A 23,667-nucleotide genomic window follows, 5' to 3' on the forward strand; every position below is an offset into this window, starting at 1 on the left:
CCGACTTCGCGGACATCTTGTCAACATTTAGCTGCGCAGGCGTAATGAGGGCCTATCTGCTGCCCGTGGCCCAAAAACGGTATCGATCACTTCGCTGGGGGTACAACGGTTGAAGGGCCTGTGCGGCTTCGATGGGGCGATCCGTTTCAAGAATGTCGGCGCCATCTTCGATGACTTTTCGATAGGCTGCGGCACGCTCTGATGGAGTGGGAAGTTTGTCGTAGCTGGGGGCAGTGGCAACCATCACCATCACTCCTTTCCGATGCAAGGCATTGTAGAGAGGCTGGCTTTCGGCGAGGCTCTTCGAGCCCACGTAAGCGATGGCAATGTTGGCCCAGGGAATGCCGGCGTCTTCATAGGTTTTCATTTGTTCGAGCGTGAAAACGACGCATGCAAGCAGGCTGCGGTGGTCAGATTCATAAAAGAATTTGGCTTGATCCGCGTCGTGCACCGTCAACAGAACGGTCGCGAAAGCATCATGCTTTCTGACGATGGCAAGGCGCCGTTCGGCGGGAGCATCTTTGATGTCGAGATTCAGGATCGTCCTGCCTTTCGCCCACTCGATCATTTCATCGAGAGAAGGTGGATGCGTACCAACTTCTTTATCGTTGACGTCCTTCATGGTGAGTGATTGAAGCTGTGACAAGGTCATAGCGCTTACAGGGCCATGTCCCATTGTGGTGCGATCAAGTGTTGCATCGTGCATGACCACGAGCTTGTTGTCGCTGGTCAAACGAGGATCTAACTCGAACATTGCTGGCGTGTTTTCGAGTGTGTGCTGAAATGCCAAAATCGTATTTTCGGGATATCCAGGCTCTGAGCCGCCACGATGTGCGCTAATGATCGGGAGATTCTTACCGGCGTAATGAAAGAACGCCTGGGTATCCGCTTGATTGCGAATCTTTAGGACGTGAATCTCTTTTACCTGCGTTGCAAATAATGTCGATGCGATGGCTGCCGCCAGCCCGACTTTCATCAATGTCAACATGCACACTCCGATTCGGACGTTGATACACAGATCATCGCCCCACTTCTTCTTTGAATGAAGGTGGCTTCGCTGGGCGGATGCTTTCCTCCGCTGCCTCTCCGTAAAAGACAAAACCGCCCCGCAGCCATTAGGCCAAGGGGCGGTCTCCATATTCCGCTTCGCAGAGCACCGTAAATGGATTAGATAGTGCTGTCAAACATCTTGATCCGTAGCGCTGCCAGCGTTGCTCTCCCAGAGAGCAGATTGCTGCTACACTTTCGACTCTTCAAACCTGAACGCTACTTCAAGTAGACTTCTCATGCCTTTGCATCTCAAAGGCAACTGCTCTAGGGAGTCAGGGCCAAAGAAGGTGCCAATGGAATCAACGAACAGAATCGGTGCATACCATGCAACAGGTGAGGTCAACGATTCGCGGAGTTCTGTTCCATCGCTCTCTGACCGCCTGCTGAGCTCCCCAATTATTGCGGCTGTCAACACAATGGATATGTTCGAGGCTGCGTTGCATGCCCCTCCCAAGAGCCTTTATCTGCTTACGGGCAATCCTATGACCCTGCCGCAGATCGTAAAGCGCGCACGCGATTCAGGCAAAGGGTGTCTTGTGAACGTGGATTTCCTGAACGGCCTTAGTCGCGACCGCGAGGCGATTGAATACCTTGCGGCGCATAAGGTGGAAGGCATCGTTTCCACGCGGTTTGATGTTTTGAAGGTCGCGCAGAGTCTCGGCCTTTTACCGTGCAGAGAACATTTGCAATTGATTCCGCAGCTGTAATCGCATCGGTGAAATTGCTCGCGCAATTTACGCCCGACGCGATTGAAGTGCTACCAGCTGCAGTGGCACCAAAAGTATCCAAGCGCATTCATGCCGTTCAACCCCGGATGAAAATCATTGGTGGAGGATTAATCGAGACTGTTCGCGAGATTGAACAGTTGCTCGATGCCGGAATCAATTCCGTGACCGTAAGCAATGAGAAACTTTGGCTGATTTAGAGAGCACGTTTCCATTGCCCCTCAAATGCCACAACCGCGCGTTGAACCTGGCAGGGAAGGCATGGAATACAACCTTGCAATGAGCAAGATGGATAGGGTCATGAAAAGGAATGCTCTTGTGGAGGCATAGGAAGCGCTTAGTCACCACAGAGTGACCGGGCGGATCTAACGTGAACTGCGCTCTAAGTTGTTGATTGGGAATGGCGTCCCCGACGGGATTCGAACCCGTGTTACCGCCGTGAAAGGGCGAGTAACGCGTAGTGGGTCATCCCCGTAAACATTAGTAAAAGCCGCATAAACACTGGTTGTTTGGCAAATAGTACGCTACGCGTCATGTAGTCCAGAGTAGTGCGAAATCGTGGCAAATCTAGCCTTCTTGGTCCCGTGGGAGTCCCGGATTTTCGCCCTGCAGTAAAGCCTGGTCGATTGCAGAAATCGAGTTCGCCTTGTAGTCCGGGGACAGGTGGGCATACCTCATCGTCATCTTGGGCGTCTTGTGTCCTAAAATCTGGCCGATGTCGTACAGGGGGACGCGCTGCATGGCGAGCCATGAAGCCGCAGTATGGCGGAGTGAGTGATAGCTGGCCCCTTCGTATCCCAGGCGGATAAATAGGCGGCGGGTGGCCACGCTAAGATTCTCCTTTGTGAATCCATGGAAGACCGGTTCGTCGGTCTTCATGAGAATTGCTGTGAGCTTCGGTGTAAGGCCGTCTTCGGTCCAGTGGCCCCGTTTCTCCAGAAGGCGAAGAGCAACCCCCGTAATCACCTGCATGGCCACGCGGTTAAGTGGGACGACGCGCATTGTCCCGTTCTTCGTGTCCCTCAAATAGGAGAGGCACCGGACAAGATCCAGGTCGGGCCATCTCAACTTGACGACTTCGCCGCGGCGCATGCCGGTAAACGCTGAGAAGGCTATCGGTTCCCGCGCCCATGTAGGCGCCTCTTCAAGAGCTTTTCTGAATTGAATCGGAGTGAGATATACGGTTCTTCCTTCTGGCAGTTTAGGCAGCGTCACACGCGTTGCAACATTCTGCAGGATGAGTTCCCACTCGATGCACAAGGTAAGGGCGCGCTTCAGTACGTCAATTTCTTTGTGGACGGTGGCGGGCGCTACTTTTTCAGAGCGTTTTGCCACATATTCATTCACGGCCGCGCGATCGATGTCTTTCAGGAGTTTCGGCAGCGAGTTCTGCAACCTCTTCACGATGCCGGTTTGCCGATCAAGCGTTTCTGCACCGACTTGAGTCTTCTGATGGTTCAGGAATCGCTTGAGTGCATCCGCCGTACTGACGTCCGATGCTTCCTTTACTCCCAGGAGCTCTTCGCGTTGCACCTTAGCTTTCATCGCCGTCAGGGCGTCAAGGGCCTGGCGCCGCGTGTGCGCTACGACTTTCTTCTTGCGGCGCTTACCCTTTGCGTCGACATAGCTGATGTACCAGCCGGGCGCGTCCTTACGTTGAAAAACTCCGTCTCGATTCATGCGAGGCGTGGCCGCTCAGCTTCCGCAATAATGCGGTCCATTTCTAAGTTCGAGATCTTCACCTTTGACCCGAATTTGTGAGTCGTAATTCTTCCCGACAGGCCCCAATCACGAAGAGTGAAATAGGACATATCCAATGTCCGCGCAGCCTCTTCGAGGCTTAAGAAATACCGGTCGGGGCGCTCCTGAGCATGTTTCTGCCGAGCTGCAGGAAGCCTTCGCGCACTACTTGCGGGCTGTTTTGTCTGATGTGCACTTAGCATGCGAGTGATCTCCCTGGTGTCTGATTCATTGCTTCTCTCGCGCCGTTTCCTTCGTGGCGCGGCCCGTCATCTTCTACCCTCGCAAGCATCTCGCGTAGGGTTTCTTTAAGCCAATTCGGTTCAATGCGGCGCAGGTCGATGACGTCCATGTGGTCACGCAGGAACCGCTGCAGCGCGGCGTGGGTATAGCGGCCCTCGGCGTCGACGGTCAGCCATCCCAGCTTGCTCCAGTCCCACAGCTTGCGGCGGTGGATGCTGAAGAGCTCGCAGACATCGCGGAGCGAGTATCCCGTCCAGACCTTTGTCTTTAACCGCAGAGCGCTCGCCTGCGCCTTGGTGCTTTCATAGGACCGGCCAAGCTCCTGCGCGATCCTGTCGAGGCTCTTTGTGCCGGCGTGCAGCTTCAGGTAGCCGATGTCCTTCGCGCTCCACGGATTGCGGAAGCCGTTGGTCAGTCCCAGCGTCTGAGCGCGGAAGTAGATGACGTGGCGCGGCCACCCATGCGCTTTGCAGATTGCCTCTACGCGCTTTGAAAAATCCTTACGGCTAGTGGCGTCGCTATAAGCTCCCCGGATCGCCTTATCGGTGGCATCCGTGAAGTGGTATTTGCGAAATGAGTCTGCAGTGCATGCGCGGCATTTTCCCGTTCCGGGGTAGGCTCGATCTGAGCCGCAGGCGCATGGGACGTACTTAGGCTTGCCTTGGCTCACCGGGCGAACTCCTTCCATGGAATCGGCTGCAGGTCAGCCCTCTTGTATAGCGGGTGGCTTGGCGTGCCGTCTGCGCATAGCGCCAGCACATGCATCTTGTGGTCGTGGCCTCGGTCGCGGAACATCTGCGCTACCTTGCGACCGCGATCCTGTAGCGAGCGGTGGGGCTTGCCATAGGCGAAGACAATGAGCTCCGCGTCGCTGGCCATGTTCAGCAGGTACAGGTCGTTCCATGGCCCGATGGGCTTCTCGACCTTATGCAGCAGTTTCGAATCTGTGAGCCGGTAGGCGAACGTGTTGCCAATCAGCAGCCGCCCAAATCCCCACCGCTCGGCATAGAGGCGGCAGTTCCGCACCGTGGGGTCATCGACTTCCGGCGTGGCCGTGGAAGGATTCATCAGGACGAACATGCAGGCAGGCCTGGTCTGGTCCCATACACGCTCCAGGCGGTAGCGGTACTCGTCGTTCGGGCCGTCGAAGTCAGCCGATCCGCGCACATGTGGCGGCAGCGGGAACAGGCTCTTTCCTCCGGGATCGTGGGGCATCTATGCCTCCGTGCCGCTTCGCGCGGCAATCATGCGCTGGTTTTCGTATTGCAGTGGCGACGGACTGATTTCGTGGTGCTTCAGGTGTTCCGGCGCAGGGTTCTGTTGCAGGCAGTAAGGGCAAAGCTTCACAGGACGATGGTGGGCTTACTGGAAACATGGAGAACCATGAAGAAGAAAACGATCAGCACAAGGTCGGCGGCAAGCATTGGGTAGGACATGGGTTCCTCTTTCGCGTTTGCGAGTGTGTTATGCAAACTCTGACAAGAATATAGCGTCAACTGTTGTATGACGCAATCACATATTGCTATCAGAAGCGATCTTTTTTTCATGTCAAATGGGATCGTGGACGAGATAGGCAACAGAATCAAAGCTTTCCGAGAAAAGCTGGGCATCGGACAAAGGGAACTTGCCCGACGACTCAACATGCATCAAGCCACGCTCTCTAAGATTGAGCGCGGTGAGATGGATGTGATTTCGCCGTACCTCCCCATGTTGGCGAAGGGGCTGAAGGTAACAGAGGCCCAGCTTGCCGGATTCGACGCAAACGTAGAGCCTGTAAGGATTAACGGGCGACTTGTTCCCGTCCTCGACTACATCCAGGCTGGAGCCTTCGCTGGCGTGGCGCCCTATTTCCGCGACGAGGAAATGACGGACTTCATTCCGACGATGGGCGGACACTCAGAGAACACGTTCGCCCTACGCGTCCGGGGTGAGTCCATGATGCCGGAGTTCCGAGAAGGCGACATCGTCGTCATTGATCCGGAGATTGCACCGCAACCTGAAGATTTTGTAGTGGGTAAGGATCAGGGCGGGGAAGCGACTTTTAAGCGATACCACCGCCGCGGCGTAGATCCGAACACCGGAAATATTCGCTTTGACCTGGTGCCGCTGAATCCGGCCTACGAAACGCTGCACTCAACTGAGCAGCATATTGAGATCGTGGGAACGATGGTGGAGCATCACCGGTATAGGCGCCGATAAATCCGTTTCGAAATCGCTGCAATTGATTGCAAACCGAAATGAAAAAATCAGAGTGAAATTTTAGGTGCAAATTAAAAGTTCACTTTGCGAGTTATTTTTCTTGCGCGTTTCGAAAACATGTAGCATCTTTCTTATGTAAAGAAAGCACGCTTTTGGGCGTGACAAAATGAAAGAAGGCCGCCAAAACTGGCGACCCACTTTCGCTGCAAGCTGAGAACTTGCAGGTTAACCGTTCTTCTTTTCACGAGCAGGAAAGACAAACACACCACCGTTGCGGTAATTCGGGTGATAAATTCGCTTGCCATAGCGGGTGATATACGGCGTAAATACGAGTTCCCCTTCCGAGGGGACCTGACGACGATTGTTTCCACCCATGGGTTACTCCTTGGGGCTTGGGGTTGATGGCGGCGCCAGCGCGATCTTCCCGGATCGTTTTGGCGGTCATTCGAAGGTATTGAGGAATTGACAAGCAGCTAGTTGGCGGCTAGTCTTAACTCAACAACGCGACTTTCCCGAGTCGCTTACATAATCGGAGAGGCTGACGGGGTTACTACCGTCGGCCTTTCTCTTTATGCTTACCTTTTGTCAGGCTACCACGTCATTTTCTGAAATCAAGCACAAGATGTAGGGCGGTATCCACGTGCGTTTGTGGAACTTGTGGTCAGAAAGGCGAAACATTTGCAAAATGCCCAAGAATCGATGCAATCGTGGAGTGCGGCACCCGCTTTAATGCTGTGGGAATCTCGTACCACAATCCTCAAAATAATCCCACCCGTGCTCGCCCGCCGATCACTTTGGCGATGTCGCTAGCCCTGAAAGAGGTCTGCCCACCTCATAGAGGTGGGCGTTGTTCGTCCAGATGGGTTTTCCTACTCGATGAGCTTCGGCCATCTTGCAATTACCGCATACGTTGCTTGTCCGACAGTGTCGTTCTCTTCGACTGTCTTCTTAATCTTCCAGGCCAGAACCTCATCCTTGAGCGTATGCACGTAATCATGGGTCTCAATGATCTCCGTGCCCACTTCTATGCGCTCTCGCATCACTCCAAGAGAGCCTAAGAGGCCGGCTGAAAGAGCCGAATCTAGATCTACAGATCGAAGATCCGAGTTGACGCGGGAAATATGCTCTTGCATATCCGAGCTATAGCGCCACTCGAAGCAGGCCGCGACCCCAAGGACTGCCAGGGTTGCAAGGGATATAACTAGCGGCCTCCTCACTTCTTCGCCTCAGCTACCGCCTCGCCCTTCATATGTTTCGCGATCGCCTCGGCAGTGCTCTGTTCACCGTGGTAAGCGCTCCCTTTGTCCACCGAGTAGGCCCAAATTAAGGTGCCGTCTGTGGTCTTGAGCTGCACGGCCGCATGTGCCGCAGCCTTCGGAGACACAAATATAGTCTTCGCCCACCCGGCCTTTTCCAAGGAAGATGTGCCGCTGAGAATATAGTCGGCCTTCTCTTTAGCGTCGACGATCTTCACTGGAACGTCCTTTTTGATAATGGCGGCGGTCACGGAAGTTTCGAAGCCTTCCATGGGCTCGATGTAGATCTTTGAACCGGAGGGGATTTTCTCGGCAGCAAAGGCAGACATAGTGAACGCAAAGAGCGCCACTGCGATGAATTTGAACATGGACGAACTCCAAAGTTAGGGATGGGCGGAATTGTACCCGTAAAGCTTCTCCCGATTCGGGAAAGTAGTTTTCCACAGAAGATTGACGTTGACATCTTGTCACCTGATAACGCAATATCGTCACACGTTGACGATAATTCGCGTTCACGAGGCAACCATGTCCCATCCAATCTCATCTTCCGCCAGCTCTTTAAAGCTGACACCCGACACCTCCTCCGTCTCCACCCTTGGCGGAATCTGGACGACCCGACACAAGGAAAAGGTTCCTGTTCAAACCCGCGTCCAGGCGGCGCGGCTGCGTATGGATCGGATGCAGGTGGAGTCCAGCCGCTATGAGCCCTGCGCTTCGGGCAGGTCGTTGCCTCTGGCCCTCTGCCTCCTCGCCGGTGGCGTAATCGACTACGCGGCGTACAAGCTCGCCGTTCATGTGTCCCACTTGCTGATCGCTCTTCTGGGAGGCCGGTAGTGCTGGCCGCGGACGCGGCGCACGCCGCCGACATCTGTCGCTCACGCCATCGTGGCGACGCCAACAGCAACGCCGCCTTCGAGCAACACTCCGAGCAGTTTCAGACAAGCCGGGAGTTGGTGTACCTCAAGCTGTGTCGCCATCCCCTAGGCATGACGGCGAAGGAACTGGCCGCGCACTTCGGCGTGCCACTGCACAGCATCAGCGGTCGCATTTCCGAACTGAAGCTGGCGGGGCGCGTAGGCTGCACCGGTGACCGCCGGGAACGTTCTGCCGTGGTCATCGCACTCAACCCCAATAAGGATTTGCTCGCTGCTGTGCTGCCGCGGGTAGAGATGACTGCGGAGGTGCGGTAGTGATTATTTTTTGTGACCCTCGTCCTGGAGATCAGGTAATCGTTGTCACTGCTGACCCGTGGTTCCCAGGCGGTGTAGCCCATGTAGTTCTGGTTGTAGAGCGATTCGAGCGATATGTGCGCTGCATCGGCAAAAAGAGACGTTTCGGATTCCTTTGGAAGGTCTACAAGTCTTTCCTGTTCCCACTTGACGACATTCGGGACATTGTCAACCCGTACAGCGGGTGGCAGTAATGCAAACAATCGAACAGCAAGAACTGTGGCTAGGCGAGCGGAAGAAGGGCATCGGAGGAAGCGATGCCGCCGCCGTCCTCGCCGAAGGCTACGGATGCCCACGGGCTCTCTTCTATGACAAGAGCGGCGTAGAGCCTGATTACGAACACACCGATGCAGAGAAAGGCTTCTTTGAGCGCGGCCATGCGCTGGAGCCGCTGATTGCCGACCGCTTCGCGCGTGAGACGGACATGCGTGTCCGCCGGATGCCGACGCGTATCAATGCGGCGCGTCCATGGATGCGTGTGAACTGTGACCGCATGATTCCGTCGCAGTCTTCCACGCTGTCGCAGGGACTCATTGGACCCGGCTACCTGGAATGTAAGACAGCCAACCAGCATGTCTTCGCCAACATGCAGGAAGAAGGCATGCCGAACCATTACGTGCTGCAGATGCAGCATGGACTGGCGACGACTGGCTGGAAGTGGGGCGCGTTTGCGGTGCTGGAGCCGTACACGTTCCGCTTCATGCACTTCATTGTGAAGCGTCACGTGGAGTTGATTCAGGACGTGATCCTGCCGACAGAGGAAGCGTTCTGGCAGCAGGTGCAGGCCGGTGTCGTGCCTGCGGCGCTGCCGGACTTCAACGACACCCGATGCGAGAAGTGCGTGTATCGCCGTGGCTGCCGCAACGCGGAGGCGCTTCCTAAGGTGAAGTACAAGAAGCCGGTGCATGAGCCGGATGATTCGCCGGAGCTGCGCATCGTTGTTGCCAACCTGAAAGACCTTGACGCACAGATCGAAGAAGCGACGGCGCAGAAGGAGCAGGAGCGCGAGAAGCTGCGCATGCTGCTGGGCGACCGCACACACGTTGCGGTTCCGAGTGAAGGGAAGAAGTTCACCTTCACGTGGCAGAGCGGGCAGTCGCGCTACGACGCGCGCGCGCTCGATGCGGAGCAGCCGCACCTGGCAGAGAAGTACAAGCGTCGCGGTGAACCTGTGCGCGTGCTGCGTGAATACGACTTGGCTGAGGTGGCGGAATGAAGGTTACAACCATCAGCGCCAGCGCTGGCCGCAAATTCAGCCACCCCACGGAGCCATTCGGAAACATGCTCGTGTCTGCCACGTTCACGGCGGAGCTTGAGGGATGGGAAAACACAGCAGAGGCAGCGAACGATCTGCAGCGGATGGCGGACAACCATGTTGATGCAGAGAAGCAGAGACTGCTGGCGGCTTGCTCACAACAGCCCCAATGGGCGAATAACAAAGCGCAGCGTGCCACCGAGAACAAGGCGGACTCGCTGCTTATGAAGCACTCAGGAGGGAAGTAGATGTCAGTGATAACGAAGACGGTCGAAGTTGAAGTCGACACGTACGAGCATGAGTATCGCCGTGCGCTCAACACAGCAGACGCACTCCTCGACACTTTGGTCGAACGAGGAATCGTGATGCACCTGTCACCTGCCATGCGCAATGAGGTCGTACACGGAATGCGCGACCTGCGGAGCGTGCTGGTCTAGATGCTCTCCTTAACTGTTCCTGCCACACCGCCAAGCGTGAACCACTACAAGCAGCCATACATCCGCCGTGGGCGCATTCACTACTACGTGAAGCCTGAAGCGCAGATGTTCAAGCTGATGGTGCGCGATGCGGCGGCGGGCCGGACGGTGGCGCCGGTGACCACGCGAGAACGCAATAAAGTGCGTTACGGACTGAGCGTGCGCGTGGTACTTGGACCGGCGCAGCGCGGAGACGGCGACAACATGTGGAAGTGCATAGCCGACGGCCTGGTGGACGCCGGTGTAATCCATAGCGACGCGCGAGTTAAGCGATGGCTACTCGAAGTCGACGACACAGAACGCCGAGAGGCACGAACCGAAATCAGCGTCGAGGTGCTGAATTGAGCCAATTGAAAATGAAAACCGCGGCGCTTCGCCGTTGCCTTGATACCGTTCGCCCTGCATTGGATCGCAGGGTCACAATCCCCATTCTCTCCACCGTGAAGATTGAGAGCCGCGATGGTGCGCTCTCTATGCTGGCGACCAACCTGGACCACTCCATTCGCGTACAGACGCAGGAGCCGTACAGCGGCGAGGCTATCGCTATCGTTGGCGAACGCTTGGGTACGTGGGTTAAGTTGCAGGATGCAGATGAAGTTAAGCTCAAAGAACAGGATAACGGGCGCGTTACGCTCACGTGTGGTCGAGGTCGAGCTCAGGTTCCAACGATGGCCATATCCGGCTATCCCGCAGTGGAGTTTCCTGCTTCGCAAAATGTACTGACGATGCAGCAGCGAGAGCTTCTACGCGGCTTGAAGCTTGTGGCGTTCGCTATCTCTACCGAGGAGAGTCGGTACACCCTAAACGGTGCGCTGCTCGAAGTCGCAAATGGAGAGCTGCGTCTTGTTGCTACGGACGGCCATCGCCTGAGCTTGTACAAGATGGCTGTTGAAGGCGCTCCGCAGAACTCCGTCCTGCTTCCTGCAGGGCTATGTAAGATCCTGCTCGGTGCTCTCATCGACAGCGATGAATCGGTAACGATCTCCTGGGATGACAAGAAGATCGGTGTATTGATGCAGCGTGAAGGCTTCGGCGCTGTTGAGATCACATCGCTTCGCATGACAGGTCAGTTCCCGAACTACGCCGCCGTGGTACCGCAGGCATATCCCATCAACTTTACTGTTGCCGCCGCAGACCTGCTTCATGCAGTGCAGCGTAGCGCGGCCTTCGCAGATAGCAGGAGCGGAGCGGCCAAGTGCACATTCCAGCCGGAAGGTGTGAAGATCCTCGCGAATGACGCGGAAGCGGGAGAGGCCGACGACTTCGTGGAGGTTGCTACCGGGATGACGTCCAGTGAATCCATCGGCTTGAATGGAGCGTACCTGGCGGATGCTTTGGCGAAGATGCCTGGTGATGTTGAGGTCTGCATCAAGGATCATCAGAGCGCGGTCATGCTGCGCACGCAGCCTACGGACACCACATCGCTGACATATGTCGTCATGCCTATGCGTATCTGAGAACTACCTGCAAAAGCTTAGGGCGCGGTTGCAGCCGCGCCCTGTCTTACTCTCTTTGCCTTGTGAATGAAAAGAGGATTCAAATGCCGCAGGCATGGCAGTCGTGGATGAGACACGACATAGATGCTTGGTGCGGAAGCGCATCGGTTCAGGATATGAACGACGCGCAGTACCGAGCTTTTCACAACTTAATCATGGCTCAGTTTCAGTCTGAAGATGGGATGTTGCCAGACGATGAGCGGTTGCTTGCGAAGCTTAGCCGCAAGCGTGCTGAGTGGGATCAGGTGCGAGAAGTTGTACTGGACGAGTTTGAGAAAGGTGGCGATGGCCGCCTCTACAATCCTCGTTGCTACAAAGAATGGCAGGAAGCCCAAGGCCTAGCAGAAGCACGTCGGCGCGGCGGGCGATCCACGACTGCGAGGCGATGGGATGAATCGGAGCTCAACGATCCATCCATAAGCAACTCAGCTAAGCGCTCACGACGCCTTGCCGTCGCGCGCCAGAAAGCCCGTCACACTCCGGAAGAGTGGAAAGCCTTATTGGATTTATGCGGTGATCGTTGCGTTAAGTGCGGGTCGGACGAATATGAAGTCGTTAAAGACCACATCGTCCCCTTGTATCAAGGTGGTAGCGATGGAATCGATAATCTCCAGCCTCTGTGCTACGCGTGCAACGGCGGTAAGGGCTCTGACTCAACCGACCATCGCCCCGAAGGATGGAGAAAATGCCTAGCTCAGCTAGGCGCAAGCAGGACAACACAAGCAACAGATGTCCCGGTAATAACGGAACGTAACGTTACGGAACGTAACGAAGAAGAACTCTCTGCGCGTTCCGCGCAAGAGCGTCCGCATCGCGAACCCACTGAGGCCGAGTTGGACGCGGTTCGCATGACCTACCCTCGCAAGACGGCACCGCCGAAGAGCCGCGAAGCCATCCGCAGGGCTGTGGTGCATCTCCGAAGCGGCAAGGATCTGCCGGTGATGACGACCGCGGAAGCGCTGGAGTATCTGCACAGCCGGGCGCTGCTGTACGCACGATCTCCGGCTGGCCAGCAAGGCGATTTCACACCACACTGCGCGACATGGTTTCACCAGGGGCGTTACCTCGAACACGAAAGCGAATGGCAACGGAGCGGTGATGGAGGCCGCGCGAATGGAGCGGATCGGCAACGGCAAACCGGCAACGGAGGCGGCGTTGGATCGCCTGCTGAGCAACGAGTCGCAGACAACCGCTCTCGCATCGCGAACGCGTTCGGTGGGGCCGGTAGAACTGGCGGAAATGGAAACGCTGGCGTCGCAGATGGTGGCGAACTACTCAAGCCAGACGCTGGTCGATGGTCAGGCCGAGTTGTGGATGCGGCAGTGGTCAGCCATAGCGCTTCGGCATAGCGTTGCCGTGCTGCGAGACGCCCTATGGATGCACATGGAGCGCTCTCGCTTCATGCCAACCATGGCAGACGTGAATGAATGCGTGGCCATCGTGCTTGAGCGGCGGAAGGTTGAACGGGAGTCCAGTGACGCAAAGGACTTCCTGCGAGAAATGGCGAGCGCCAAGAGGGTATGGGAGCGCGAACGCGAAGAAGAACGACAAAAGAAATTGCGCGAAAGCGCCGAAATGGTGCAAGTAAGCACTGAGGTGAGTCAATGATCCACGAAGACAAAGAGATTGATCTTGCAGAGCGCATGCCATATTGGAATGGCATCGCTCCACGCATCCCGACGCCGCTGCATGCAATGTACAAGCGCATGATCGACACGGCTGTAGAGGAAGCGCGCGATGTGAAGGACGGACTGCCGACGGATGATGCAGTGCTGGCGGTTGACTGGTTATTTCGCGAAGCAGACCCGAATGGCGATATACACACCTATTTCATGAGCTTCAAGAACTGCTGCCATGTTCTGGACGCGGATTGGCGCAGGCTTCGTGGAAATCTGCGTGTGTACCTGGGCTTTGAAACCATCACGACAGCGCAGGCCGATAAGTCGCGGGCGAATGCGCTGCTCAGTGTGCCGCTCCAGGGTGACGACGAGGAGCTATTCGAGGCAATCCGTTGCGTACCGGTGCTGGATCAGGGGAACCTGTTTGGAATGGAGACGGTGCATTAGTGTAGGTCGACCAGCTTGATTATGAAGTCAACATCTTCGCGTTCATCGTCGGCGGGTTCAACCGCATCGACAATGAAGCCACAGTGAACGTCGCCTACCTCGGGAAGAACTATAAATTCCCGTATGTAGATTCGCTTGCTAGGGAAATGGACCTCTGCGGAGAGAAGCGGAATTTCCATGTCCGCAGCGTATCGCTACAGGAAAAGGTAATCAACAATCTCTGGCGTGGATTCTACGGAGGCGATGCTTCCCATGCTTTCGTAGAAGAGTTCTCGGAAAGCTTCGATCTTGTCCGCGGCGTACTTCTCCAAAGCCGAGTGGATGTTGTTGGTAGCAGTCTCGCGGTGCGGACCGTCATCGATCCAGATCTCGGAGCGGCCGTGGTTCAGGCGCTTGGCGTACAGGGTCATGGTGTCAGTCTACCGGCGCAGCTTCTGGTATTCCTCTTCGGGCAGGTCGAGCCATACGCTGCCGCGACCGATGGAAAGATTATGCTCCACATCGTTTTTCTCTGGAACGCGTGGCAGGCCGTACCGCTCGCGCAGTTCCAGGATGCGTTCGGGAGTCGTGTTGTAGTAGCGCGCCTTGCTGGGTGGCTTGTTCGGCGTTCCGATGCCGGTACGCGCGTCAGCTTCCAGAAAGTGGCAGGACCAGCCGTTGCACAGCATGAAGTTCATCAATACTCTGCGCGCTTTGGGATGCGTCACGCGGTTCCGGTTGTTGGTGCAGTAGTCCATGCTCATGACTTAACGCTAGGCGAATGCAAGGCGAAAATTCAACCGCAAGATGAGTGGTGTCGAAATGGCTCGAATGGGTGCATTTGCGGCATGGTGGCGAAGTGAAGAGGTCGCCACTCAAGCGCTACACCCGCATCAATCCGGTCCGGAAGAAGCCGCGCCCGGGACGACTGAAGGGCGAAGACATGACTGCATTACGGGAAGAGTCATGGGCTGAGCACAAAGGAAAGTGTCGCTTCTGCGGTAAGCCTGTGGCGTTCGCTGCGGGCGAATTGGCTCACATCCGCAACAAGCGCATGCACGGCGACAACCTGGACAACGTGGGACCAGCGCACCGTTGGTGCCATCGCAACTCACATAACGCTGGCGGTAAACCTGTTCCGAAGAAAGAAAGACCACATGCTGCTGATGAAAACTGAAGGCGACGATTTCTATATGGGCGAAGACGAAGCATCTATCCGCGCACACATCCAGAACGAAATCGGCGAGGACGAAGAGGTAGGCGAGCTGACCGAGATGGACCCCTTCGCCGTGAAGATGACGATGGATGACGGCAAGCGCACGCTGGTTGCCGAAGCTATGGTCGAGCAGATTCTGCAACGTCCACACATCATCCCCGTCTGCATTGCAAGCGAGAACTGTTAAGGAGAGTCATGGGAAAGGGCATAAACAGGGCAACACTGCTTGGCAATGTGGGGCGTTCGCCTGAAGTAAAGAGCACGCAGGGAGGCACGTTGGTCGCCAGCTTCTCGCTCGCCACTCCGGACCGTGTGAAACGTAACGGTGAATGGGTAGATGAGAGCCAATGGCATAACGTGGTGGCATTCGGTCGCACTGCAGAAATCATCCGCGATTACGTCGGCAAAGGCAGCAAGCTTCTGATTGAGGGAAAGATCCAGACGCGCAGTTGGGACGATAAGGACAGCGGCAGAAAACAGTACCGCACCGAGATTATCGTCAACGACCTGACACTGCTGGATAGTAAGCGGGACGGTGGACAGCAGCAGCGCAGTGATACGTCGGGATATGCCGTTGAAGAAACCAGCGGCTACGGTCAGGCGTATGTGGCGGACAATGAAGATGTGCCTTTTTGAGGATTAATGAGTGTTGGTAAGTGGCGGGCCTTAATTGGCCCGCTTTTCTGTTTTGCGTGCATAACACACACATGACGCAGACGCTTGCAGTACAGGAAACCACAGAAGCGCCGGTAGAACTCATCGTTACCGGCAAGAAGACACCAGCAGAGTATTTCGTGCCTAACGGTCTGGATGGAGCTATCGCGAAGGTACGCGAGATGGTAGACGCTCACAAGCCGGACATCTCGACAGAGAAAGGCCGCAAGGCCATCGCGTCGATTGCCCGCAAGGTTGCGTCTTCTAAAACATATCTCGATGAACTGGGTAAGAACCTGGTATCGGAGATTAAAGTGCAGGCGCTGGTGATCGATGCCGAACGTAAGCGCATGAGGGACGCGCTGGATGCACTGAAAGAAGAGGCGCGGAGGCCCCTTACGGAATACGAAGAACGCGAAAAGGCTCGCGTCAAAGGACACGAGGATGCGCTTGCCCAAATAGAATTCCTTGCATCGCACTCATCCTCGACAGACCCTATCGAATACTTGCAGGCCAACGCTCAGCAGGTAGAAGCTTTCTCCTCACGCGACTGGCAAGAGTTCGCAGCTCGCTACTCGGATGCTTCTGAATCGGCGCTCCGCCGCATCGGGGGAGAGATAGACCTGAGGCTAAAGAAAGATGCCGAAGTCGCTGAGTTGGAACGTCTTCGTGCTGCAGAGTTAGATCGTCAACGGGAAGAACGCGAAAAGCGTATAGCGCAGGAAGCTGCCGAGCGTGCGACGCGCGAAGTAGAAGAGCGCACGCGTCGTGCAGAAGCCATAGCCGAACAAGCCAAACGTGACGCTGAAGCGGCTGTAGAACGTGAGCGTCAGCGTGTAGCTGCCGAGGAAGAGCGGGCCAGGCAGGCTGAAGAGAGGCGTGAGGCTAACAAGCGCCACTGCGGCAAGATAAATCGCGAGATTGTCGAGTGCTTTGTGAAGCTCGGTCTGCCTGAGACGGTTGCGAAGAATGTTGTCGTGGCCATGGCAAAGGGAGAAGTTCCCCATGTAAAGGTGGCCTACTAATGGCGACCGATACCAGAGCAGCGTGGGTATGTGACGTGTGTGGGCATGAATGGCTGCAGGGCACCACGGTGCCCACGCACTGCGCATCATCGAAGTGCCGCAGTCGTAAGTGGAATGCGGGAACTGGTAAGCGATCCTTACAGGTTGAGCGAGATGTCATGCTTCACCGTGAAGAGGGAAGCGATGCGTACACCGTCGAGTTCTTGTCAGGTGATGACGTCCAGGGCGTTATGGAATACGCACACCAAGGCCGTTGGCCACAGATGCAGGACGACATCGATGCGTGGCGGAAGAACGGCGTCGTGCCGGCGGAGGCTGCGCTGTGAAGCCCTACTACCAGCAGGACGGAATCACGATCTATCACGGTGACGCCAGAGATATTTTGCCGCAGCTTGATGATGTAGATCACGTCATAACTGACCCGCCCTACGAAGCTGAGGCGCACGCACCAGGGCGGCGTTTGAACGGCAGAGGGTTATCCTCGGGCGCTCGGCGAATTCACGAAGCGCCGCTGTCATTCGGAGCAATGACGGAAGAACTTCGTAAGGTTGTTGCCAGCGAGTCGGCCAGGTTGTCGCGCGGATGGGTTCTGGCGTTCTGTCAGGCTGAAGCCGTCCCAGTTTGGCGTGACGTTCTAGAGGATGCCGGTGCCAAGTATCGGCGGGCGATGATATGGGTAAAGCCAGACAGCGCGCCGCAATTAAGTGGTGATCGTCCTGCGATGGGATACGAAAGCATCGTGGCGGCATGGGCTGGTGAGGGTCACAGTGTCTGGAATGGCGGCGGTAAGCGCGGCGTATTCACGCATTGCAAACATGACTCCGGTTTTGGGCATGGCGGGAAATCTAATGGCCACGAAACTCGGAAGCCACTCTCCTTAATGAAGGAATTGGTTTCGCTCTTCACTAATGAAGGGCAAATCGTTCTTGATCCAATGTGCGGAAGTGGAACGACTCTCCACGCAGCTAAAGAGATGGGAAGAAGGGCGATCGGGATTGAATTGAAGGAGGAGTACTGCGAGATGGCCGCGGAGCGTCTATCCCAGTCTGTCCTGTTCGGAGTCGAGGCGTGAACGCAGTCAGTGTGTGCGACGGCATATCGGCCGCATCTGTCGCATGTGAAGGCCTTGGCTACAATTTCATGCTGCTCTCTGAGATTGAAGCGTTCCCGCGCTCAGTGCTGCAGCAGCGTCATCACGCTGTCGACCAGCGCGTGTACACCACGAAAGACTCCATAGAAGGCAAGTCGATCCTATGGGGTGATTTCACAACCATTCGACCTCGCCACATACGGAGATCCCACGGCCATGCAGACATTGATGTTCTCTTCGGAGGAACCCCTTGCCAGTCCTACAGTGTCGCTGGAAAGCGAGCAGGACTGGATGACCCGCGTGGTGAGCTCTCGCTCGAATATACTCTCCTTGCTTACCGGCTCGGCGTCCGCTGGTTTCTTTGGGAGAACGTGCCCGGCGTCTTTTCGAGCGCCGGTGGCGAAGACTTCGCGGCAATCCTCTCGGCATTCACGGGACGAATGGTTGAAGTCCCTGCGGGTGGATGGCAAAACAGTGGGGTCATCCCTGAAGCAGGACCGGGACGCTTCGGCGTCGCCTGGCGAGTGCTTGACGCTCAGTATGCCGGAGTACCGCAACGGCGCCGTCGCGTCTTCGTTGTCGGACATCTTGGAGACTGGCGACGTGCCGCAGCGGTACTTTTTGACGCCTACAGCTTGCAGGGGCATCCTTCACCACGCAGGGAAACGGGGAAAGACGTTGCCCCCACAATTAGCGCGCGCCCTTCAGGCGGTGGCGGACTCGGAACCGACTTCGATCTCGACGGCGGATTGAATCAATCCGCGCCGCCGCTGACTGGCAATCCTTATGGTGACAACGCAAGCCGCGAAGGCCTGCTCGTTGCCCATTCCCTGCGTGGTGAAGGATTCGATGCGTCGGAGGATGGCACGGGAAGGGGAACACCGATAGTCCCTGTGATGGGGGGGCAAACCTATTCTTCAACGGGACACATCGCGCACTGCCTGAACGCAGGCGGAATGGGCAGGCAGGATTTCGAGACGGAGACGCTATTGGCCGTGGGAGGTTTCCCTAACCCGATTGCATTCGATAGCAAGGCATCTGGCCGCAACGGATTCGGTGTTGGTGACATCTCGCCCACGCTACGCGCTATGGGGCACAAGGACTCGCACAGCAACGCAGGTGGGCAGGTAGCCGTGGCTGCATTTAATCTGCGCGGACGCGAAGGCGGCGCGATGCCTGAGGATGCAGGAGATCTTGCGAGTCTCCGCGCGGCCGATGGTGGGAGCAGTCGCGCTTACGTTGCACCAGGGATGGCGGTACGTCGCCTCACGCCACGCGAATGCGAACGCCTCCAAGGCTTCCCGGACGACTACACACTGGTAGATCACAGAGGAAAGCCAGCAGCGGATGGTCCGCGCTATAAGGCACTTGGAAATAGCTGGGCTGTGCCGTGTGTGCGATGGATTGCGGAGAGAATGCAGGAGGTGGACCGTATTACTGCTTAGTACTTCCGCGCGCTCAGTTCTTTCTCGATCGCTTCGAGCACAACCGCATGCATGGACAAGCGCTTCTCGTAACTCAGCTTGCGAAGGCGCTCATGCACGGATTCAGGAAGCCTCACGGACATATTGACGATGGTCTCTTTAGAGCGGTCAGTAGTGTCTGTGGTCTTCTTAGCGGTCACGCGCGGCTTAGCACTCCCCATTAATGCAGCATAAACCATTCAGAATCATCAAGTTATAAATTGATGAATGTATGCATTGATACATGTACTATGGATGCGTGGCGCATATTGCCATATCTCCAAACAATCAGATAGGACCTCCCCCAAGGAAATCCATGGAACACCTGCACGATTGCGGCGAAACGTCGCACAATTCTGCTTTGCTATCTGCCGTATCTGCACCTCAAGCGGAGACACAAACCACAACCAACTTCAAGCGCATCCTGTTCGGGCACGGAGACGACGAGCTGCATTCATGGGAGATACCGGCCGACAGTGTGTACTTCCGCGCTGGCTCAGGACGATATATTGTGCGTGTGGCACCTGGCGCCGCAGTGCGCACTGATGACATCGTGTTGCTTACGGTGGCGGGTGAGATGCGGCTGGCCACCTGCACCGACGGCGGGCGCTATCTGGCTGTCAACACAGGAGAGATGCTGGACCAGCAAGCATGTGAGGTCGCCGGTCCAGTGGTGTGTGAGGTGTGGTGCAGGCAAGGTTGAACTGCGCCGTGCCTCCTACTTCTTGGTGGATCCGAACGGAGTGTCTTTGTAGATGGCAGACAAGGCATAGCCGTATGCATCAGAGACGGGCTTCAAGTTGTAATCCTTTTCAGACTCAACCTTAATGACCTGGTAGCTTATCTCGAATTCGATCCCGCGCAATGCCGAATCGACCAAAGCTGCTACAGAAGCCACGGTAGTGAGAAGCTGTGAATTAAGGCGATACATTCCGCCAAGTGTGTGGAATGCCTGCCCACCAATCATCGTCAGGTGGCTAAAACCTTTGCCTTCTAAGCGACGTGTGATGTCGCCGTAGTCCGGCTTGTATAGGGAGGACTTCTGGTGGATCGTGACGCGAACTTCGTAGGTCATGGTTAACTCCTGGGGATAGAGGAACAGTGTTGCCGAGATCGTAAAGGGCAGTGTTGATGAAGTCAACGCCTATTGCACCAACTTCATAAGGTTTGGTGATTGGAATGCATGCCTGTGGAAAACACATGGGTCCCTCCCCACCCATCCGCATTACGGGTGACGCGCCACCGCCAGCCCTGCCTAGAGACAGCACTTTTTGCCATCATTTCCGTTTCCGATTCATCGTGGATGCGGAATGCCCGAAAATCCATCCAGTTTGACTATCGCGGAAGCAGCCGGACGCTTCTTGGTCGACGAGCGCACGGTACGTAACTGGATTACCAGCAATGGTTTACCTTTCACTGGTGAGGGTAAGAAGCGGCGCATCGATTGGGCGGTTGCCCTCCCCTGGTACGTCACCTATCAGATCGGAAATACCGGAAATGGCCGCCTCTCCGCCATCCCCGACGAGGAAGTGGAAACCTATGAGGTCGCACTCGCCCGCAAGACGCGTGCCGAAGCTGACCTAAAGGAACTTCAGCTCGCCCGCGCTCGCGGCGAGGTGGCATCGATCGCCGACATGGAGCGCGTCGTGTCGACCGCCAACCTGGCCGTGCAGACACAACTTCTGGCGATCCCATCCCAAGCGGCGCCGGAGATTATCGGGTTGACCGAATTACCTGCGGCCATCCGCATCCTTACCGGCTTCGTCGAGCAGGCCTTAACCAATCTGGCCACGATCGACGACATTCGCGATGCCACCGACGCCGAGGATGACGAAGAATGAGTGTCTACCAAACAAAGCCGGATGGCATGGCGCGACTGGTAGCTGCCGCACGCAGGGCCCGTGGGCGCTTCGCGCCACCGCCGCCCATGACGCTTTCGCAGTGGGCGGATAAGTACATTATGGTGCCACCGGAGGCTGGTGCGCTGCCTGGTAAGTTCCGTACGTCTACCGCCGAGTACCAGCGAGGCCTGCAGGATGCCATCACAGAGGTAGGCATTGAGACCGTCGTGCTGATGATGTGTTCCCAAAGTGGGAAAACGCAAGCGCAGCTCAATGCGATAGGATACTTTTCACACTGGCAACCCTCCCCCATCCTCTTCGTCTCGGCCTCTGAAGGCGAAGCGGAGAAGTTTTCGAAGAACCGCGTCGCCAAGATGATTCGCGCGACGCCGGTTCTCCGGAAGCTGTTTCCGTCGCCGCGCGCCCGCGACTCTGGCAACACCCTTCTCAATAAAGAATTCGCCGGTGGCGTACTCATCCTGGCAGGCGCCAATGCTCCAGCCGGATTGGCCTCCATGCCCATCCGCATTCTCATGCCAGACGAAGTGGACCGCTATCCGGATTCTGCAGGCACTGAAGGCGATCCCGTTGACTTGGCGATGCGCCGCACGACGACGTTCTGGAATCGGAAGCACATCCTTGCATCCACGCCGGGCATTAAGGATCACAGCCGCATCGAAGCGGCCTATGAGGAGAGCGACAAACGGAAGTACTACGTGCCATGCCCGCACTGCGGAACCATGCAGCCTCTCATATGGGAAAGACTTACCTTCACCCGCGAAGAGGGCGTGAAAGACGGCCGCGTCGTCGACGTGTTCTATGCGTGCGAGTACGGATGTGAAATCCGTGAAAATTCGAAATTCGAGATGATTCGTCGTGGTGAGTGGCGGGCTACCGCGCAGTCGCGCGATGGAAAAACCGCAGGCTTTCATCTCAATGCGCTGTACCCGCCATGGCTGCGTTGGACGGATCTCGTAAACGAGTGGCTGGCCGCGAAGAAGTCACTGGAGCGGAAGAAGACATTCATCAACACGCGCCTCGCGGAGACATGGGAAATTCGTGGCAAGGGCGCTGACCTGCACGAGTTGGAGAAACGTAAGGCGGCGACCAACTTTGGAGAGATGCTTCCTGCCGGTGTGCTGTTCGTTACTGCCGGCGTCGACGTGCAGGACGATCGCCTGGAGTGCTCGCGTATCGGCTGGGGCATGGACGACGAGCGCTGGGTGGTCGACCATCAGATCTTCCGTGGCGATCCGGCGCTGCCAGAGACGCTTACGGTCGACGGCGTTAGGGTCCGCAATGACCTGAGCCCATGGGCTGCGCTGCAGGACCACCTGCTCTCAGAGATGCCCCATGAACTCGGCGTTACGATGCGCGTGCATGCGGCGCTCTTTGACTCCGCGGGCCATCACACGCAACGCGTGTATGACTTCACGAAGAAGAACGCCGCTCGTCGCTGGCATGCGATTGTGGGGCGTGCCGGCATCGGCAAGCCGCTGGTTAGCCGCGGAAGCGAGCAAGGACCATCGCACGCTATGCTGTACACCGTTGGCGTCGACACTGCGAAGGAAGACATCTACACCTGCTTCCAGAATGACAAACCGGGCGTGGGCTACTGCCACTTTTCCGCAGACCTTGATTCGGAGTATTTCCGTCAGGTGACGAGCGAGAAGCTGGTGAAGGTGGTAAAGGACTTCGTGGCGAAGCTGGAGTGGCACAAGAAGGGAGAGCGCAACGAGGCCCTGGATTGCTTCGTCTACGCGCGCGCAGCCGTCGGTGTGCTAAAGCCTGCATATGCGGCTATCCGCAAAAACCTGTTGGAACGCGCCGATGCAGCAAAGAAGGCAGTAGTGGAAAAGGCGGCACCTCCTGCTAAGCCAGTGAATGAAGAGAAAGAGGCCGTAGACGTAAGTAAGCCACCTGTCCAATCAATCATCGGTCGCCGTTCGAAGCGAGTTAAGGTATGGTGATTCGCCAAGATTCAAGAACCGCTGATATGCCTTGGCTGTGAATTGCCTAGATGCAGTGCCGACACAGTTTCGCGCCGGTGACACGGTGCAGTGGAGTCGTTATGTAGCCGAGTACGTTCCCTCGAACGGCTGGTCGCTCTCTTACCGCTTTATTTGCGCGTCAGGGAAGTTTGACGTGGCGGCAACGAATGACGGAGATACCTTCAACGCCACTATTCCCGCCTCCACCTCTGCGGGCTTCTCTCCTGATACGTATACGTGGGTCGAGTTTGTCCTTAGCGAGAACGGAGAACGCCACACGTTGCGCCAGGGAGCATGTGTTGTCCTGCCAAATTTAGCCGCATCTGCGGCGGCGGCAGATCAGAGAACCCAAGCACAACGCAGCTTGGATGCCATTGATGCTGTTCTGGAAGGCCGCGCCGGTGACGGAGTTGAAGAGTATGAGATCCACGGAAGGCGCATCAAGAAAATGTCTGTAGATGAGCTCGTTACTCTTCGCGCACACTTTAAATCCATCGTGACACAGGAAAAGGTAGACCGCGGAGAGCGCGTGCAGCGACGCCGCGTCCTAACCGGTTTTGGGAGGTCTTGCTAGTGGCTATCGAACCGATCGACCTCTCTGATGCGCGTAGATCAATCTTGCCGCGCGTTAAACAGCGCGCACATGACGGATTTGGGCGCCGTTCCTTTAAGG

General features: G+C 56.5%; 33 protein-coding genes and 1 pseudogene. 23 read left to right on the forward strand and 11 right to left on the reverse strand.

Annotation, left to right across the window (positions count from 1 at the left end):
* Positions 1–52 precede the first annotated feature (52 nt).
* Positions 53–988, reverse strand: a complete 936-nt coding sequence (locus JAO32_RS00250; protein ID WP_334236500.1) for a glycerophosphodiester phosphodiesterase family protein — start codon at positions 986–988, stop codon at positions 53–55.
* A 484-nt stretch (positions 989–1,472) separates the two neighbouring features.
* On the opposite strand from JAO32_RS00250, the pseudogene JAO32_RS00255 reads away from it, so the two are divergent.
* A pseudogene (locus JAO32_RS00255) lies at positions 1,473–1,975 on the forward strand (glycerol-3-phosphate responsive antiterminator).
* A gap of 367 nt (positions 1,976–2,342) precedes the next feature.
* Here the strand turns inward: JAO32_RS00255 and JAO32_RS00260 are convergent.
* The 3 genes from JAO32_RS00260 to JAO32_RS00270 all read right to left on the reverse strand — a co-directional run bounded on the left by JAO32_RS00260 (position 2,343) and on the right by JAO32_RS00270 (position 4,973).
* Positions 2,343–3,455: a tyrosine-type recombinase/integrase gene (locus JAO32_RS00260; protein ID WP_334236502.1), complete on the reverse strand. Its 1,113-nt coding sequence runs from the start codon at positions 3,453–3,455 to the stop codon at positions 2,343–2,345.
* Between the two features lie 256 nt (positions 3,456–3,711).
* Entirely contained in the window at positions 3,712–4,446 is a 735-nt protein-coding gene (locus JAO32_RS00265) for a hypothetical protein (RefSeq protein ID WP_334236504.1), read from the reverse strand.
* Entirely contained in the window at positions 4,425–4,973 is a 549-nt protein-coding gene (locus JAO32_RS00270; RefSeq protein WP_334236506.1) for a DUF1643 domain-containing protein, read from the reverse strand. Before JAO32_RS00270 ends, JAO32_RS00265 begins: the two co-directional genes overlap by 22 nt.
* Positions 4,974–5,303: 330 nt before the next feature.
* Here JAO32_RS00270 and JAO32_RS00275 point away from each other — a divergent pair, with 330 nt between their 5' ends.
* Entirely contained in the window at positions 5,304–5,957 is a 654-nt protein-coding gene (locus JAO32_RS00275; protein WP_334236507.1) for a LexA family protein, read from the forward strand.
* Positions 5,958–6,182: 225 nt separating this feature from the next.
* Here JAO32_RS00275 and JAO32_RS00280 read toward each other — a convergent pair whose 3' ends face one another.
* The 3 genes from JAO32_RS00280 to JAO32_RS00290 all read right to left on the reverse strand — a co-directional run bounded on the left by JAO32_RS00280 (position 6,183) and on the right by JAO32_RS00290 (position 7,581).
* Positions 6,183–6,332 (reverse strand): hypothetical protein, encoded by a 150-nt coding sequence (locus JAO32_RS00280; protein ID WP_334236509.1) that lies wholly within the window; start codon positions 6,330–6,332, stop codon positions 6,183–6,185.
* Positions 6,333–6,826: 494 nt separating this feature from the next.
* Positions 6,827–6,997, reverse strand: coding sequence for a hypothetical protein (locus JAO32_RS00285; RefSeq protein ID WP_334236511.1), 171 nt, complete (start codon positions 6,995–6,997; stop codon positions 6,827–6,829).
* 173 nt (positions 6,998–7,170) lie between these two features.
* Positions 7,171–7,581, reverse strand: coding sequence for a hypothetical protein (locus tag JAO32_RS00290; RefSeq protein ID WP_334236513.1), 411 nt, complete (start codon positions 7,579–7,581; stop codon positions 7,171–7,173).
* Positions 7,582–7,738: 157 nt separating this feature from the next.
* On the opposite strand from JAO32_RS00290, the gene JAO32_RS00295 reads away from it, so the two are divergent.
* The 10 genes from JAO32_RS00295 to JAO32_RS00340 all read left to right on the forward strand — a co-directional run bounded on the left by JAO32_RS00295 (position 7,739) and on the right by JAO32_RS00340 (position 13,735).
* A complete protein-coding gene (locus JAO32_RS00295; protein WP_334236515.1) occupies positions 7,739–8,047 on the forward strand; it encodes a hypothetical protein in 309 nt (102 codons plus the stop codon).
* Positions 8,047–8,403, forward strand: a complete 357-nt coding sequence (locus JAO32_RS00300; RefSeq protein ID WP_334236516.1) for a MarR family transcriptional regulator — start codon at positions 8,047–8,049, stop codon at positions 8,401–8,403. Before JAO32_RS00295 ends, JAO32_RS00300 begins: the two co-directional genes overlap by 1 nt.
* A gap of 232 nt (positions 8,404–8,635) precedes the next feature.
* On the forward strand, positions 8,636–9,658 hold the full coding sequence (locus JAO32_RS00305) for a YqaJ viral recombinase family nuclease (protein WP_334236518.1): 1,023 nt from the start codon (positions 8,636–8,638) through the stop codon (positions 9,656–9,658).
* Positions 9,655–9,945 (forward strand): hypothetical protein, encoded by a 291-nt coding sequence (locus JAO32_RS00310; RefSeq protein WP_334236520.1) that lies wholly within the window; start codon positions 9,655–9,657, stop codon positions 9,943–9,945. Before JAO32_RS00305 ends, JAO32_RS00310 begins: the two co-directional genes overlap by 4 nt.
* Complete coding sequence (locus JAO32_RS00315) at positions 9,946–10,134, forward strand: hypothetical protein (RefSeq protein ID WP_334236522.1); 189 nt, start codon at positions 9,946–9,948, stop codon at positions 10,132–10,134.
* Entirely contained in the window at positions 10,135–10,518 is a 384-nt protein-coding gene (locus tag JAO32_RS00320) for a RusA family crossover junction endodeoxyribonuclease (protein ID WP_334236524.1), read from the forward strand.
* 11 nt (positions 10,519–10,529) lie between these two features.
* Positions 10,530–11,630: a DNA polymerase III subunit beta gene (dnaN, locus tag JAO32_RS00325; protein ID WP_334236526.1), complete on the forward strand. Its 1,101-nt coding sequence runs from the start codon at positions 10,530–10,532 to the stop codon at positions 11,628–11,630.
* Between the two features lie 107 nt (positions 11,631–11,737).
* On the forward strand, positions 11,738–13,018 hold the full coding sequence (locus tag JAO32_RS00330; RefSeq protein WP_334236528.1) for a DUF1376 domain-containing protein: 1,281 nt from the start codon (positions 11,738–11,740) through the stop codon (positions 13,016–13,018).
* Between the two features lie 52 nt (positions 13,019–13,070).
* On the forward strand, positions 13,071–13,277 hold the full coding sequence (locus JAO32_RS00335; RefSeq protein WP_334236529.1) for a hypothetical protein: 207 nt from the start codon (positions 13,071–13,073) through the stop codon (positions 13,275–13,277).
* Complete coding sequence (locus JAO32_RS00340; RefSeq protein ID WP_334236531.1) at positions 13,274–13,735, forward strand: hypothetical protein; 462 nt, start codon at positions 13,274–13,276, stop codon at positions 13,733–13,735. Before JAO32_RS00335 ends, JAO32_RS00340 begins: the two co-directional genes overlap by 4 nt.
* Positions 13,736–13,929: 194 nt before the next feature.
* Here the strand turns inward: JAO32_RS00340 and JAO32_RS00345 are convergent, their stop codons facing one another.
* Both JAO32_RS00345 and JAO32_RS00350 read right to left on the reverse strand, forming a co-directional pair.
* The gene (locus JAO32_RS00345) at positions 13,930–14,145 is read right to left on the reverse strand and encodes a hypothetical protein (protein WP_334236533.1); all 216 of its coding nucleotides are present in this window, start codon (positions 14,143–14,145) and stop codon (positions 13,930–13,932) included.
* Between the two features lie 9 nt (positions 14,146–14,154).
* Positions 14,155–14,478 (reverse strand): hypothetical protein, encoded by a 324-nt coding sequence (locus JAO32_RS00350; protein ID WP_334236535.1) that lies wholly within the window; start codon positions 14,476–14,478, stop codon positions 14,155–14,157.
* 50 nt (positions 14,479–14,528) lie between these two features.
* Between JAO32_RS00350 and JAO32_RS00355 the strand changes: the two genes are divergently transcribed.
* From JAO32_RS00355 to JAO32_RS00385, 7 genes are all read left to right on the forward strand, one after another.
* Positions 14,529–14,891, forward strand: a complete 363-nt coding sequence (locus JAO32_RS00355) for an HNH endonuclease (RefSeq protein ID WP_334236537.1) — start codon at positions 14,529–14,531, stop codon at positions 14,889–14,891.
* Complete coding sequence (locus tag JAO32_RS00360; protein ID WP_334236540.1) at positions 14,872–15,117, forward strand: hypothetical protein; 246 nt, start codon at positions 14,872–14,874, stop codon at positions 15,115–15,117. Before JAO32_RS00355 ends, JAO32_RS00360 begins: the two co-directional genes overlap by 20 nt.
* Before the next feature lie 8 nt (positions 15,118–15,125).
* Positions 15,126–15,566 (forward strand): single-stranded DNA-binding protein, encoded by a 441-nt coding sequence (locus JAO32_RS00365; RefSeq protein WP_334236542.1) that lies wholly within the window; start codon positions 15,126–15,128, stop codon positions 15,564–15,566.
* A gap of 71 nt (positions 15,567–15,637) precedes the next feature.
* Positions 15,638–16,609 carry a hypothetical protein gene (locus JAO32_RS00370; protein WP_334236544.1) on the forward strand — a complete coding sequence of 324 codons (972 nt, stop codon included), beginning with the start codon at positions 15,638–15,640 and terminating at the stop codon, positions 16,607–16,609.
* A complete protein-coding gene (locus JAO32_RS00375; RefSeq protein WP_334236546.1) occupies positions 16,609–16,935 on the forward strand; it encodes a hypothetical protein in 327 nt (108 codons plus the stop codon). Before JAO32_RS00370 ends, JAO32_RS00375 begins: the two co-directional genes overlap by 1 nt.
* A complete protein-coding gene (locus JAO32_RS00380) occupies positions 16,932–17,681 on the forward strand; it encodes a DNA-methyltransferase (RefSeq protein ID WP_334236547.1) in 750 nt (249 codons plus the stop codon). Before JAO32_RS00375 ends, JAO32_RS00380 begins: the two co-directional genes overlap by 4 nt.
* Positions 17,678–19,144 carry a DNA cytosine methyltransferase gene (locus JAO32_RS00385; protein ID WP_334236550.1) on the forward strand — a complete coding sequence of 489 codons (1,467 nt, stop codon included), beginning with the start codon at positions 17,678–17,680 and terminating at the stop codon, positions 19,142–19,144. The genes JAO32_RS00380 and JAO32_RS00385 overlap by 4 nt, the downstream gene beginning before the upstream one ends.
* Here the strand turns inward: JAO32_RS00385 and JAO32_RS00390 are convergent.
* Positions 19,141–19,323 (reverse strand): hypothetical protein, encoded by a 183-nt coding sequence (locus JAO32_RS00390; protein ID WP_334236552.1) that lies wholly within the window; start codon positions 19,321–19,323, stop codon positions 19,141–19,143. The two genes, JAO32_RS00385 and JAO32_RS00390, sit on opposite strands and share 4 nt — an antisense overlap.
* A 155-nt stretch (positions 19,324–19,478) precedes the next feature.
* On the opposite strand from JAO32_RS00390, the gene JAO32_RS00395 reads away from it, so the two are divergent.
* Positions 19,479–19,865, forward strand: a complete 387-nt coding sequence (locus tag JAO32_RS00395) for a hypothetical protein (protein WP_334236553.1) — start codon at positions 19,479–19,481, stop codon at positions 19,863–19,865.
* Between the two features lie 15 nt (positions 19,866–19,880).
* Here JAO32_RS00395 and JAO32_RS00400 read toward each other — a convergent pair whose 3' ends face one another.
* A complete protein-coding gene (locus JAO32_RS00400) occupies positions 19,881–20,237 on the reverse strand; it encodes a hypothetical protein (protein ID WP_334236554.1) in 357 nt (118 codons plus the stop codon).
* 235 nt (positions 20,238–20,472) lie between these two features.
* Between JAO32_RS00400 and JAO32_RS00405 the strand changes: the two genes are divergently transcribed.
* From JAO32_RS00405 to JAO32_RS00415, 3 genes are read left to right on the forward strand one after another with little or no spacing between them, the layout of a single operon-like run.
* The gene (locus tag JAO32_RS00405; protein WP_334236556.1) at positions 20,473–21,003 is read left to right on the forward strand and encodes a helix-turn-helix domain-containing protein; all 531 of its coding nucleotides are present in this window, start codon (positions 20,473–20,475) and stop codon (positions 21,001–21,003) included.
* Positions 21,000–22,973 (forward strand): phage terminase large subunit family protein, encoded by a 1,974-nt coding sequence (locus JAO32_RS00410; RefSeq protein ID WP_334236557.1) that lies wholly within the window; start codon positions 21,000–21,002, stop codon positions 22,971–22,973. Before JAO32_RS00405 ends, JAO32_RS00410 begins: the two co-directional genes overlap by 4 nt.
* A 55-nt stretch (positions 22,974–23,028) precedes the next feature.
* The gene (locus JAO32_RS00415; protein WP_334236560.1) at positions 23,029–23,568 is read left to right on the forward strand and encodes a hypothetical protein; all 540 of its coding nucleotides are present in this window, start codon (positions 23,029–23,031) and stop codon (positions 23,566–23,568) included.
* Positions 23,569–23,667: the final 99 nt, after the last annotated feature.

The sequence above is a fragment of the Terriglobus sp. ADX1 genome, from assembly GCF_036877645.1.
Lineage (GTDB): Bacteria > Acidobacteriota > Terriglobia > Terriglobales > Acidobacteriaceae > Terriglobus.